13 protein-coding genes and 1 tRNA gene are annotated in these 12203 nt (G+C 69.6%); 9 read left to right on the top strand and 5 right to left on the bottom strand.

Translation table 11 applies throughout. The features are described 5' to 3' along the window. Positions 1-45 precede the first annotated feature (45 nt). Positions 46-411, top strand: a complete 366-nt coding sequence (locus tag HD599_RS02880; RefSeq protein ID WP_184233473.1) for a hypothetical protein — start codon at positions 46-48, stop codon at positions 409-411. Positions 412-414: 3 nt separating this feature from the next. Here HD599_RS02880 and HD599_RS02875 read toward each other — a convergent pair whose 3' ends face one another. The 3 genes from HD599_RS02875 to HD599_RS02865 all read right to left on the bottom strand — a co-directional run bounded on the left by HD599_RS02875 (position 415) and on the right by HD599_RS02865 (position 3179). Further along, the gene (locus HD599_RS02875; RefSeq protein WP_184233472.1) at positions 415-1389 is read right to left on the bottom strand and encodes a ribose-phosphate diphosphokinase; all 975 of its coding nucleotides are present in this window, start codon (positions 1387-1389) and stop codon (positions 415-417) included. A gap of 47 nt (positions 1390-1436) precedes the next feature. Further along, positions 1437-2870, bottom strand: a complete 1434-nt coding sequence (gene glmU / locus HD599_RS02870; protein ID WP_184233470.1) for a bifunctional UDP-N-acetylglucosamine diphosphorylase/glucosamine-1-phosphate N-acetyltransferase GlmU — start codon at positions 2868-2870, stop codon at positions 1437-1439. Between the two features lie 237 nt (positions 2871-3107). Further along, positions 3108-3179, bottom strand: a tRNA-Gln gene (locus tag HD599_RS02865). A gap of 80 nt (positions 3180-3259) precedes the next feature. Between HD599_RS02865 and HD599_RS02860 the strand changes: the two genes are divergently transcribed. Continuing rightward, positions 3260-3751 (top strand): MarR family winged helix-turn-helix transcriptional regulator, encoded by a 492-nt coding sequence (locus HD599_RS02860; protein ID WP_184233468.1) that lies wholly within the window; start codon positions 3260-3262, stop codon positions 3749-3751. On the opposite strand, the gene HD599_RS02855 is transcribed toward HD599_RS02860, so the two are convergent. Both HD599_RS02855 and HD599_RS02850 read right to left on the bottom strand, forming a co-directional pair. Then, positions 3732-4223, bottom strand: coding sequence for a hypothetical protein (locus HD599_RS02855; RefSeq protein WP_184233466.1), 492 nt, complete (start codon positions 4221-4223; stop codon positions 3732-3734). The two genes, HD599_RS02860 and HD599_RS02855, sit on opposite strands and share 20 nt — an antisense overlap. A 121-nt stretch (positions 4224-4344) precedes the next feature. Next, positions 4345-6150 (bottom strand): ABC-F family ATP-binding cassette domain-containing protein, encoded by a 1806-nt coding sequence (locus HD599_RS02850; protein WP_184233464.1) that lies wholly within the window; start codon positions 6148-6150, stop codon positions 4345-4347. Positions 6151-6188: 38 nt separating this feature from the next. On the opposite strand from HD599_RS02850, the gene HD599_RS02845 reads away from it, so the two are divergent. The 7 genes from HD599_RS02845 (at position 6189) to HD599_RS02815 (ending at position 11739) form a co-directional block, all read left to right on the top strand. Next, positions 6189-6701, top strand: coding sequence for a molybdenum cofactor biosysynthesis protein (locus tag HD599_RS02845; protein ID WP_343061847.1), 513 nt, complete (start codon positions 6189-6191; stop codon positions 6699-6701). A gap of 114 nt (positions 6702-6815) precedes the next feature. Continuing rightward, the gene (locus HD599_RS02840; protein ID WP_184233462.1) at positions 6816-7736 is read left to right on the top strand and encodes a hypothetical protein; all 921 of its coding nucleotides are present in this window, start codon (positions 6816-6818) and stop codon (positions 7734-7736) included. A gap of 85 nt (positions 7737-7821) precedes the next feature. Further along, positions 7822-8640: an MTAP family purine nucleoside phosphorylase gene (locus tag HD599_RS17860; protein WP_184233460.1), complete on the top strand. Its 819-nt coding sequence runs from the start codon at positions 7822-7824 to the stop codon at positions 8638-8640. Then, positions 8637-9686 (top strand): NAD-dependent epimerase/dehydratase family protein, encoded by a 1050-nt coding sequence (locus HD599_RS02830; RefSeq protein ID WP_184233458.1) that lies wholly within the window; start codon positions 8637-8639, stop codon positions 9684-9686. Before HD599_RS17860 ends, HD599_RS02830 begins: the two co-directional genes overlap by 4 nt. Further along, positions 9683-10339 carry a glycosyltransferase family 2 protein gene (locus tag HD599_RS02825; RefSeq protein ID WP_343061846.1) on the top strand — a complete coding sequence of 219 codons (657 nt, stop codon included), beginning with the start codon at positions 9683-9685 and terminating at the stop codon, positions 10337-10339. Before HD599_RS02830 ends, HD599_RS02825 begins: the two co-directional genes overlap by 4 nt. Positions 10340-10387: 48 nt before the next feature. Further along, the gene (locus HD599_RS02820; RefSeq protein WP_343061845.1) at positions 10388-11068 is read left to right on the top strand and encodes a TIGR04282 family arsenosugar biosynthesis glycosyltransferase; all 681 of its coding nucleotides are present in this window, start codon (positions 10388-10390) and stop codon (positions 11066-11068) included. After that, positions 11065-11739 (top strand): class I SAM-dependent methyltransferase, encoded by a 675-nt coding sequence (locus tag HD599_RS02815; protein ID WP_184233456.1) that lies wholly within the window; start codon positions 11065-11067, stop codon positions 11737-11739. The genes HD599_RS02820 and HD599_RS02815 overlap by 4 nt, the downstream gene beginning before the upstream one ends. Positions 11740-12203: the final 464 nt, after the last annotated feature.

Raw genomic sequence — 12203 nt, 5'->3', positions numbered from 1 at the left:
ACCGTAGTCCCGCGCGCCCCCAGCGCGACCTGCGACAATCGTCGGGTGAGCGATGAACATCCCGAGCTGAACGGCTACGAGGCCGGCGACGGCAAGCCGCTGCGCTCCAAGCACCTGACCACAGTGATGCGCGTGGTCGTCGTGCTGGCGCTCGTCGCGCTCGTGCTGCCCGGGGTGATCACGACGATGACCGTCGCGTCGAACACCGCCGAGGCGGCCTGTGCCGAGTGGGTGGCGTACGAAGTCGACGGGGCGAGCGGCTCCGAGGCCCGCTTCGAGTTCTTCGGCCCCGGCGGCGCCGGCTGGGAGTGCTACTCCGTCGGCGCGTTCGGCGGCGACGGCCACATCGCGTCGCTCGGGCTCATCCCCGGTCCGGCGCGGTTGCCGTCCGGGGTGACCGTCGGATCGTAGGGCTTACGCCGCGCCGTCGAACATCGATGTGACGGAACCGTCGTCGAAGACCTCGTAGATCGCGCGGGCGAGCAGCGGGGCGATCGGCAGCACGGTGAGCGACGGGAAGCGCTTCTCGGGCGGCAGCGGCAGGGTGTCGGTGACGACGACCTCGTCGATGAACTCGCTCTGCAGCAGTTCGACGGCCGGGTCGGAGAAGACGGCGTGGGTCGCGGCGACGATGACGCCGAGGGCGCCGGCCTCCTTGAGGGCCTGGGCGGCCTTGGCGATGGTGCGGCCGGTGTCGATCAGGTCGTCGACGATGAGGCAGACGCGGCCCTCGACCTCGCCGACGATCTCGTGCACGGAGACCTGGTTCGGCACCAGCGGGTCGCGACGCTTGTGGATGATGGCCAGCGGGGCGCCGAGCTTGTCGCTCCAGATGTCGGCGACGCGCACGCGGCCCATGTCGGGAGAGACGACGGTCAGGGTGGAGTTGTCGAGCTTCTTGAAGTGCTCGAGCAGCACGGGCATGGCGAAGAGGTGGTCGACGGGGCCGTCGAAGAAGCCCTGGATCTGCGCGGCGTGCAGGTCGACGCTCATGATTCGGTCGGCGCCGGCGGCCTTGTAGAGGTCGGCCATCAGTCGGGCGCTGATCGGCTCGCGGCCGCGGCCCTTCTTGTCCTGGCGTCCGTACGGGTAGAAGGGCAGCACGACCGTGATGCGCTTGACCGAGGCACGCTTGAGCGCGTCGACCATGATGAGCGATTCCATCACGTGCTCGTTGAGGGGGGCGGGCATCGACTGGATGACGAAGACGTCTGCTCCGCGGACGCTCTCGTCGTAGCGCGCGTAGATCTCGCCGTTCGCGAAGGTGCGGGCGTCGGTGTGCACGACGTCGGTCTCGAGAGCGGCCGCGACCTCGTGGGCGAGCTCCGGGTGTGCGCGTCCCGAGACGATGACCAGTCTCTTCTGTCCGGTTTGCTTGATCTCGGACACGGTTCCCGCTCTCTGTTTCGCCTTGCTTGAGTTTCGCGAAGCCGGCGTTACTCGTCGTCAGCGGTGGATGCCGCGGCCGCCTGTGCCGCCGCAGTCCCCGCGCGATTCGCTTCGACCCAGCCTTCGATGTTGCGCTGCGGAGCAACGTTCAGGCCAAGCGCTCCGGCCGGGATGTTCTTGCGAACGACCGTGCCGGCTCCTGTATATGCTCCGTCGCCAATTGTAACCGGGGCGACGAACACGTTGTGCGACCCGGAGCGTACGTGCGACCCCACGATCGTCTTGTTCTTGTTCACGCCGTCGTAGTTCGCGGTAATCGTTCCGGCGCCCACGTTGCTCTCGACTCCGACCGTGGTGTCGCCGATGTAGGAGAGGTGCGGCACCTTGCTGCCGTCGCCGATGGTCGAGTTCTTCGTCTCGACGAAGGTGCCGATCTTGCCCTTCACGCCGAGCACGGTGTTCGGGCGCAGGTAGGCGAACGGGCCGACGGATGCGCCGGCGCCGATCACGGCGAGGGTCGCGTCGGTGCGGATGACCGTGGCGTTGGCGCCGACCTCGCAGTCGACGAGCGTGGTGTCGGGGCCGATCTTCGCGCCGGTCGCCACGGACGTCGCGCCCTTGAGCTGCGTGCCCGGGAGGATCTCGACGTCGGGCTCGATGCTCACGTCGGCGTCGATCCACGTGGTGGCCGGGTCCTGGATGGTGACGCCGGCGCGCTGGTGGCGCGCGACGATCAGCTGATTGAGGCGGAGCCCGGCCTCGGAGAGCTGCACGCGGTCGTTGACCCCGGCCACGCGCCAGGCGTCGGAGACCGCGACGGCGCCGACCGGGGCGCCGGTCTGGCGGAGCAGGCCGACGACGTCGGTGATGTACTTCTCGTTCTGCGCGTTGTCGGTGCCGACGAGCGCGAGCTGTTCGCGCAGGGCCCCGACAGCGAAGACGTAGGTGCCGGAGTTGATCTCGGTGATCTCGAGCTCGTGAGCCGCGGCATCCTTCTGTTCGACGATGCGGTCGAGGGAGCCGGCGCTGTCGCGTACGACCCGGCCATAGCCGGTGGCGTCGTCGAGGATGGCGGAGAGCAGAGTCGCCGCGGCTGTCGCCTCCCGGTGCGCGGCGAGCAGTTCGCCGAGGGTCTGGGCGTCGAGCAGCGGCACGTCGCCGCTGACGATCACGACGTCCCCGTCGAAGTCGGCGGGCAGCGCGTGCAGCGCGACCTCGACGGCGCGGCCGGTGCCGGGGATCTCGTCCTGGTCGACGATGACGACCTCGGGGCCGAGGTCGCCGATCGTGGCGATGACGGCGTCGCGCTCGTGGCGGACGACCGCGAGGATGTGCACGGGGTCGAGCGCCCGGGCCGTGGCGAGAACGTGGCCGATGAGCGGCACTCCCGCGATTTCGTGCAGGATCTTGGGGCGCGCGGACTTCATGCGCGTTCCCTGGCCGGCGGCGAGAACGATTACGGCGAGGCGGGAGTCGGTCATGGGGGTAATTCTGCCGTATGCGGGTGGTCGAGCTTGTCGAAATCCAAAATCCATGGCCGGGTCCAGAACGCCGGAGCTTATCGACGACCACACTCCCGGGCGATGACAGCGATGACCTTCGCCGGAGCGAAAAAAGAGCCGAATCTTTGGCTCTTGCCCTCGGCGCCCACTGGTCGCTCCATGGCGGTTGGTCTCACGCCGGAGCAAAGAAAAAGCCACGTCAGTGGCCTTTTTTTGCTCCGCCTCCAGGATTCGAACCTAGACCGAACAGCTCCAAAGGCTGTCGTGCTGCCATTACACTAAGGCGGACCGCGCCGAGGCGCGCCTCAATTCTGCCAGATACCGTGGCCGCCGGAGACTCCCGCCCGCGAACCGCAGATAATGGGTCAATGCCCACTAGCGACGAAGTCGACCGCATCGTCGATGCCTGGGTGCGCGAACGCCCCGATCTCGACTTCGCCCCGTTGCAGGTGCTCAGCCGCGTCGGCCGCCTCGCGCGGCACCTGGACCGGGCGCGACGCACTGCCTTTGCGGCATCCAATCTCGAATCGTGGGAGTTCGACGTGCTCTCGGCCCTGCGCCGCGCCGGCGCCCCCTACGAGCTGAGCCCGAAGGCGCTCCTGCAGCAGACGCTGGTCTCCAGCGGCACGATGACCAACCGCATCGACCGGCTCGTCGAACGCAAACTGGTCGAACGTCGCACCGACCCGAACGACGGACGCGGCATCCTCGTCACCATGACGACGCTGGGTCAAGAGCGGGTGGATGCCGCGATCAGCGGCCTGCTCGACGCCGAAGCCGAGCTGCTCGACGCGATCTCGCCCGCCGACCAGGAGCGGTTGGCGGTGCTGTTGCGCAAGCTCAGCCTCGACTTCGACTGACGGCCCGGGCGGGCATCGCGGCCAGTACCGGTTCCGCGGCGATCTCCCCGCTACAGAACGCGGCGAGCGTGGTGGCCGCCGACTGCAGGCTCGTCGACGATGCGCCGAACCAGCGTCCGGACGTGATCACGCGGCGCTCGCCGAGACTGGCGACCCAGCCGTACTGGCTCGACGACGATCCGCGCACGCCGGTGACCGTGAGACCGGAGATGTCGCGCTGCAGCTGCACCACGTGCTCGTGGGCCTCGTCGAACGTGGGGTAGGCGCTCCAGCTGCGGCCGAGCTCCCGGTTGTTCGGCGCGACGAGGCGCCAGATGCCGGTGCCGCCCGGCCGCGTCTCGCCCGCGGGCAGCGGCGGACCGCTGACGACGTGCCCGGCGTCGATCGCGTCGCGGAACGACGCCCAGCCGGCGAAGCGCGGATCGCGCACCGACTCGAAGACGAGGAACACGAAACCGGGTACCCCAGACACGCTGGCCCCCTGACGATGCTGCCGAACAAAACTCACTCCCACGCTCTCGCGTCGGGGTGGCTCGTCGGTGATCGCGGGGCTACGGGGAGGTGTACGCGGGGTGACGAAAGAGGGTCGGGGCCTAGTTGAGCAGGTCTTCCAGCTCGAGCCAGCGGGTCTCGAGCGTGGCGATCTGCGCCTCGAGCCCCTGGATCTCGGTCGTGATCGTACCGAGACCGGTGTAGTCGCTCTGGTCGTGTCCGGCCATCTTGGTGTGCAGCTGCGCGATCTGGTCGTTCATCTTGGCGAGCTTGCGCTCGGCCGCCGAGAATTCCTTCTGGGCGTTGCGCAGTTCGGCGCCGCCGAGCTTCGGGACCTTCTTCTCCGCGACCTTGCCGCCAGAAGCAGGCGCCGACTCGGCCTTCTGCTGCGCGGCCCGGATCTCCAGGTACTGGTCGACGCCGCGCGGGAGGTGGCGCATGCCGCCCTCGAGCACCGCGTACTGCTGGTCGGTGACGCGCTCGAGCAGGTACCGGTCGTGGCTCACGACGAGCAGGGTGCCCGGGTAGGAGTCGAGGAGGTCCTCGATGGCGGCGAGCATGTCGGTGTCGAGGTCGTTGGTCGGCTCGTCGAGGATCAGCACGTTCGGCTCGTCGAGGATGATGAGCAGCAGCTGGAGGCGTCGCTTCTGGCCACCCGACAGCTCCTTGACGCGGGTCGAGAGCTGAGCGCTCTGGAACCCGACGCGCTCGAGCAGCTGGCTCGGCGTCATCTCTTTGCCGCCGGCGATGTACGAGCTCTTCTGGCGTCCGAGCACGTCGCTGACGCGGTCGTTCCAGATCTCCTCGAGTTCGCCGAGCTGCTGCGTGAGCGTCGCGACCTTGATGGTCTTGCCGCGCTTCACCTTTCCGGTCGTGGGCAGCAGGCTGCCCGCGACGAGGCTGAGCAGCGTCGACTTGCCGGCACCGTTGACGCCGAGGATTCCCGTTCTCTCACCGGGAGCGATCCGCCACGTGACATCCTTCAAGACCTGCTTGGTCTCGCCGGTGGTCTTGTCCTGGTACGAGACCGAGACGTCTTCGAGGTCGACCACGTCCTTGCCGAGTCGCTGCATGGCCATGCTCGCGAGGCTCACTTTGTCGCGGGGCGGCGGCTCGTTCGCGATGAGCTCGTTGGCGGCGTCGATGCGGAACTTCGGCTTGGTGCTGCGGGCCGGGGCACCGCGGCCGAGCCAGGCGAGCTCCTTGCGCATGAGGTTCTGACGCTTCGACTCGGAGGCGGCGGCGGAGCGGTCACGCTCGACGCGCTGCAGGATGTACGCGGCGTATCCGCCCTCGAAGGGCTCGATGATCCGGTCGTGCACCTCCCAAGTGTCGGTGCAGACCTCGTCGAGGAACCACCGGTCGTGAGTCACGACCATGAGCCCGCCGGAGTTCGTCGACCAGCGACGCTTGAGGTGCTCGGCGAGCCAGGAGATGCCCTCGACGTCGAGGTGGTTGGTGGGCTCGTCGAGGAAGATGATGTCCCAGTCGCCGACGAGCAGTGCGGCGAGTCCGACGCGGCGGCGCTGGCCACCGGAGAGCTCGCCCATGCGGGCCTCCCACGGGATGCCGCCGACGAGACCGGAGATGACGTCGCGCACCCGCGCGTCGCCCGCCCACTCGTACTCGGGGCGGTCGCCGACGATGGCCTCGGCCACGGTCAGCTCGTCGGGGAGGTTGTCGGCCTGGTCGAGCATGCCGAGCGTGATGCCGCCGCGTCGAGTGACGCGTCCCTCGTCGGGTTCGATGCGGCCGGACAGCAGGCGCATGAGCGTCGACTTGCCGTCACCGTTGCGGCCGACGACACCGATGCGCTGGCCCTCGTCGATTCCGATCGTGACGTCGTCGAAAATGACGCGGGTCGGGTATTCGAGATGGAGGGATTCTGCTCCGAGAAGATGGGCCATTCGGCACAGTTTATCGGTAGGGGCCGTAGCCTTTCTGCGTGCGCTCTTTTCCCGTGACGATCGAGCTCCTGCTCGCGTCGCCGCGGTCGCGCTACGAGGGCCGCCCCGGCGACGGCCCGCTGCCCGCCGACGGCCCCGAGACCCCGTCGAGCATCGAGATTAGAGCCGGCCTCGGCGTGGTCGGCGACCGCTACTACGCGAAGCCCGCCCACCGAGCGGCATCCGTCACCCTCATGGCGATGGAGTCGCTCGACTACGTGACGGCTGCGCTCTCGCTCGATCAGACTCCGGATGCCGCGGCGACACGTCGCAACATCATGCTGCGAGGCTTCCCGGTGGACGAGCTGCGCGGCGCTTCGTTCTCGCTCGACTCGGGCGACGGACCCGTGCGCTTCCGCGGCAACCGGCCGGCGAACCCGTGCGCGTGGATGGACGTGGTGCTGGCGGATGGCGCGTTCCGCGCGCTGCGCGGCCGCGGCGGCATGCGCTGCGAGCCGTTGACCTCGGGGCGGCTGTCGCTCGGCCCCGCGACGCTCGCTCTCGAGGGCTGATCGCGATAGCGCAGTTATGCACGCTTCAGGTGCCGAATTCGGGACACAACTGCACTATCGACGCCCGTGTGGATAGTTCGCACGCGGATTGCTCCGGTAGCAGAGAATGTAGCGGTGCCGAAAGCCGATATTCCGCCGGAACTGGGGCCCGAATTCCTGTTCAGGGACGCGAGAGGCCTCGGGATCTCGCGGCGGCGGCTCGCGGCATCCGATCTCACGACTCCGTTCCGGGGTACACGCGCACTCCCGCTCCGACTGCCCGACGGTCTCGGCTACTTCGAGCGACGTGATGCCGAGCTTCTCCACCGCTGCCGCGCATACTTGCACGTCGCACCCGCCGACTTCCGCTTCAGCCACGTGACGGCTGCGCTGCTCCACGGCATCCCGCTCCCGCAGAAATTTGCCGAGCGCACGGCCCTCGACGTCACCGTGGCGGTTTCGTCGGTGCCTCGCCGGGCCGGGGTTGTCGGCCACCGTCTCAGGGAACTGCCCGCTGTCGTCATGGTGAAGGGCTTGCCGACGCTCCCGGCCGAATTCGTGTGGGTGCAACTCGCTGCCGTGCTGAGCGTCGACGAGCTGGTCGTCGCGGGCGACTATCTCGTGCGTCGCAAAGCGCCAGCGAGCACTCTGCAACGGCTGACCGCGGCGGCGGACGTCGCGGAGGGTCGGCCCGGGGCGGCACGTCTACGGCAGGCCGCCGCCGAGACCCGTGCTGGCACGGACTCGCCGCCGGAATCCCGTTTGCGGCTCGTCATCGTGCGGGCAGGGCTGCCCGAACCCGTGATCGGCCACACCGTGTACTTCCAAGGGTTCTTCGTGGGTACGCCCGACCTCACCTATGTGAAGGAGAAAATCGCCCTCGACTACGACGGCAAGATCCACCGAGAGGACGAGCGGGTGTACGCCGACGACATCGAACGACGCCAGCTTTTCGCGGATGCCGAGTGGCGTTACATCACGGTGGCCACGGACGCTTTGCGTGTGCCGCGGAGTTTTCTGAGCAGGCTCGAACGACTACTGCGGGAACGGGGTTGAGCCGCCACCAAACCGCAGACCCCGGGCCTCCGAACCAGAAGGAGAGCACACCGCTCCGAACCACTTTCTGGGAATGGTGAATCACATGACCGAGCCAATCGCCCGGATCGCCGTCATCGGCGGATCCGGCCTGTACAGCCTGTTCGACCCCGCAGCGAGCGAGAAACGGCGTATCGAGACGCCGTACGGGCCCGCCGACGTCACGGTCGGCGAACTCGGCGGCCGCACCGTCGCGTTCCTCACCCGGCACGGAGTCAACCACTCGGTCGCTCCGCACCTCATCAACTACCGCGCCAACATCTGGGCGCTCGCGTCCCTCGGCGTGAAAGCCATCCTGTCGAGCGCCGCCGTCGGCGGGGTCAGCCCCGACTACGCCCCGGGCAGCCTCGTGCTGACCGACCAGTACATCGACCGCACGCACGGCAGGGCCGACACCTTCTTCGATCTGGTATCGGTGCAGCACCTGGGCAGCGCCGACCCGTTCGACCCCGTGCTCCATGCCATTGCGGCGGATGCGCTGCAGTCGGCGGGCGAAACCGTCATCCACGAGGGCACCGTGGTCGTCATCCAGGGGCCGCGGTTCTCGACCCGGGCCGAGTCGCTCTGGTTCCGCGCCGCGGGGGCGCACACCGTCAACATGACGCTGTACCCCGAGGTGCCGCTCGCCGCCGAGCTCGGCATCGGCACCGTCAACCTCTCGTACGTGACCGACAGCGACGCCGGCGTCAGTGCCGACGAGAAGCAGGGCGAGGTGCTGAGCGCCGAGCTGGTGTTCTCGCGCCTCAAGGAGGCCCAGCCGCGCATCGTCGCCGCGATCGAGACCATCATCCGCGCGATTCCGGACGAGTACGCGGGGCGCGACCTGATCGACCCCGCCGAGGTCGCGAAGGTGTTGAACCAGTGAGACTCCTCGTGACGGGCGGCGCCGGGTTCATCGGCTCGGCGATCGTCGAGGCGGCTCTCGAGCGCGGCGACGACGTGCGCGTGCTCGATTCCCTGCGGCCGGACGTGCACGGCGCTCCCCCGGTGCTCGACGCACGCGTCGACTTCGTGCAGGGCGACGTGCGCGACGAGGGGACGGTATACCGCGCCCTCGACGGCATCGACGTGGTGTGCCACCAGGCCGCCAAGGTCGGTCTCGGCGTCGACTTCTCGGACGCGCCCGACTACGTCAGCTCGAACGAGTTCGGCACCTCGGTGCTGCTCGCGGCGATGGCCGGCACCGGGATCACCCGGTTCGTGCAGGCCAGCTCGATGGTCGTCTACGGCGAGGGCGCCTACCTCGGCGCCGCCGGACCGACGCGTCCCGCCGCCCGCCGCGTCGCCGACCTCGACGCCGGCCGCTTCGACCCGCTCGACGACGACGGCCGCCCGCTCGAACCGGCGCTCATCGCCGAGGACGCCCCGCTCGACCCGCGCAACGTCTACGCGATCTCCAAGCTCAGCCAGGAGTATCTGGCGACCAGCTGGTCACGTTCGACCGGCGGCATCGCCGCGTCGCTGCGGTACCACAACGTCTACGGGCCCGGGATGCCGCAGAACACCCCGTACGCCGGGGTGGCCTCGCTGTTCCGCTCGTCGCTCGAGCGCGGCGACGCACCCCGGGTCTTCGAAGACGGGCGTCAGCGCCGCGACTTCGTGCACTCCCGCGACGTCGCCGCCGCGAACCTCGCCGCGATCGACTGGACCGCCCGCGCCACCGGCGAACGCGCGTTCAACGTCGGCAGCGGTGTCGTGCACACGATCGGCGAGATCGCGGAGCAGCTCAGCGAGCACTCCGGCGGACCGGCACCCGTGATCACGGGCGAGTACCGCCTCGGCGACGTGCGGCACATCACCGCGTCATCCGACCGCCTGAAAACCGAGCTCGGCTGGCAGCCCTCGATGAGCTTCGAGGCCGGGATGCGCGAATTCGCGACCGCGCCGCTGCGGGCCGCGGTGCGACGGTGACCGTCGACGTCGTTTTCCCCTGCCTGAACGAGGAGAAGGCGCTGCCCTGGGTGCTCGGCCGTCTGCCCGAGGGCTACCGCGCGATCGTCGTCGACAACGGGTCGACCGACCGCTCGGCAGAGGTCGCCCGCGCGCACGGCGCCACCGTCGTGACCGAGCTGCGCCGCGGCTTCGGCTCGGCCGCGCACGCCGGGCTGCTCGCCGCCAGCGCGCCCGTCGTCGCTTTCTGCGATGCGGATGCCTCGATGGACCCCCGCGACCTGCCCCGCGTCGTCGACCCCGTCGCCTCGGGCGCCGCCGACCTCGTGCTCGGACGGCGCCGCCCCACCACCCGTGGCGCGTGGCCCCTGCACGCGCGCATCGCCAACCGGGCGCTCGCCGCCCTGATGCGCGGCGCGACGAAGCTCGACCTGCACGACCTCGGCCCCATGCGCGCGGCGAACCGCGACGCCCTACTGGCGCTCGACCTGCAGGACCGCCGCAGCGGCTACCCGCTCGAGCAGGTGCTGCGCGGGCACGCCGCCGGCTGGCGCATCCTCGAGGTCGACGCGCCCTACTCGCCGCGCATCGGGCGCTCGAAGGTGACCGGCACGATCCGCGGCACCTACACCGCCGTGCTCGACATGAGCCGCTTGCTGCGAGCCCAGCGCTAATCTGCCGCGGGTAGGCAACCGTTCCCCGCCCCGCTCCGAACGAGTGGTGTGACACCAATTCTGGAACTCCCCGCCCCGCTCGACCTGCCTGACGGCACACCCGAGGTCACCGTCATCCTCATCGCCAAGGAGACGATCCCCGGCCGGGTGAAGACGCGCCTGCACCCGCCGCTCAGCCTCGAGCAGGCCGCCGAACTGGCTGCCGCGTCGATCAGCGACACGCTCGCGGCGCTGGCCGAGCTGCCCGCCGCGCGCCGCATCCTGCTCTTCGACGGCGTGAACGCGCCCGCGGGTTCCGAGGACTACGAGGTCGTGCCGCAGGTCGCCGGCGACCTCGACGAGCGCCTCGCCGCGATCTTCGACGCCTGCAGCGGCCCCACGATCCTCGTCGGCATGGACACACCCCAGCTTCGCGCGAGCGACCTCGCCCCGGTCTTCGAGACCTGGCCGACCGACATCGACGCGTTCTTCGGCCCCGCCAACGACGGCGGCTTCTGGGCGATCGGCATGGCCGACCCGCGCGGAGACCTGATCCGCGGCGTCCCGATGTCGCGTGCCGACACCGGCCGCATCCAGCTCGACCGGCTGCTCGACGCCGGCCTCGGCGTGCACCTGCTGCCCGCCCTCACCGACGTGGACGAGATCGCAGACGCCCACCTCGCCGCGACCCTCGCCCCGCACGGTTCGTTCGCGGCGACCCTCGAGAGCTTCGCGGCGGTGGCACGATGAGCATCGCACTCCCCCTCAACACCTTCGGGTCCGGCGGCGCCGAGCCGTACGCCGTGGCACTGCGCCGCAACGACGTCGTGACGCTCAAACTGCGCGACAACGATCAAGGCCAGGCGAGCAAGTCGACGATGGATGTCGCACGGTGGAACGCCGACGCGGACGAGGCTGACCTCACCCTGCTCCGCTCGGTCACCGGGCCCGTGCTCGACATCGGCTGCGGCCCCGGGCGCATGGTGCGCGCCGCCATGGACCTCGGCCTCGTGGTGCTCGGCGTCGACGTCTCCCCCACCGCGATCGAGATCGCGACCGAGGCCGGGCTGCCCGTGCTCGAGCGCTCCGTCTTCGAGGCGCTGCCGGCCGAGGGACAGTGGCAGACCGCCCTGCTCGTCGACGGCAACATCGGCATCGGCGGCGACGTGAGCGCCATGCTCGCGCGCTGCGTCGAACTGCTCAGCCCCACGGGCGAGATCGTCGTCGAGTTGCACGACGACGCCGACCGCAACAGCACCTACGTCGGCCGCCTGGTCGACGCGCGCGGAGGCGAGAGCGCCACGTTCCCCTGGGCCGAGATCGGGCTGCGCCCCATCGTCGGTATCGCCGCCGCGCTCGGGCTGCGCCTCGTGCAGTCGTGGGAGCTCGACGGCCGCACCTTCTGCCGCATCGCGCGCTGAGGCGGCGCATTCTCCGGTCGTTGCCTCGCTCAGGGGTGGCGAATTGCTCTTCCCGGGGCTCTCGAAGAGCAATATGACACCCGTGAGTGGGCGCGGCGGGTCGCTGAGCCTGTCAGTGGCGGCGAAATGCTCTTCCGGGCTCCCCGGAGGAGCATTTTGCCGCCGATGAGGGCTGGATGACGCGGGCGTGGGCCGCGCGATGGAGGTGCCGTGCCGCTCCCGGCAGCGGGTGGGCGGTGCCGCGCTGCTCCCTGCGGCGCGATGGAGGCTGCCGCGGCGCGGCTCCCGGCCGCACGACGGTGGTGCGGGTTAGAGCGCCCTGCCCCTTCTGCGCGAGACGATTCGCGGCATATTGCTGTAGTTCGACCGGGATTCGCGCGATTTGCCGCGAATCGATGCGGGCGAGCGCTACCGGCCCGTCGTTTAGATGCCGAGGCCTCTCGCGTCCCTCGGCTCTCGGCACC

It is taken from the genome of Conyzicola lurida (genome assembly GCF_014204935.1).
In the GTDB taxonomy this organism is placed as follows: domain Bacteria; phylum Actinomycetota; class Actinomycetes; order Actinomycetales; family Microbacteriaceae; genus Conyzicola; species Conyzicola lurida.
Note: the sequence above shows the minus strand (reverse complement) of the source record. Positions and strands in the feature narration are given on the sequence as shown.

What these genes read in the sequence shown, in the direction of transcription:
- glmU (WP_184233470.1), bottom strand. Translation starts at nt 2,870, where the DNA reads ATGACCGACTCCCGCCTCGCCGTAATCGTTCTCGCCGCCGGCCAGGGA.
- HD599_RS02860 (WP_184233468.1), top strand. Translation starts at nt 3,260, where the DNA reads ATGCCCACTAGCGACGAAGTCGACCGCATCGTCGATGCCTGGGTGCGC.
- HD599_RS02850 (WP_184233464.1), bottom strand. Translation starts at nt 6,150, where the DNA reads ATGGCCCATCTTCTCGGAGCAGAATCCCTCCATCTCGAATACCCGACC.
- HD599_RS17860 (WP_184233460.1), top strand. Translation starts at nt 7,822, where the DNA reads ATGACCGAGCCAATCGCCCGGATCGCCGTCATCGGCGGATCCGGCCTG.
- HD599_RS02815 (WP_184233456.1), top strand. Translation starts at nt 11,065, where the DNA reads ATGAGCATCGCACTCCCCCTCAACACCTTCGGGTCCGGCGGCGCCGAG.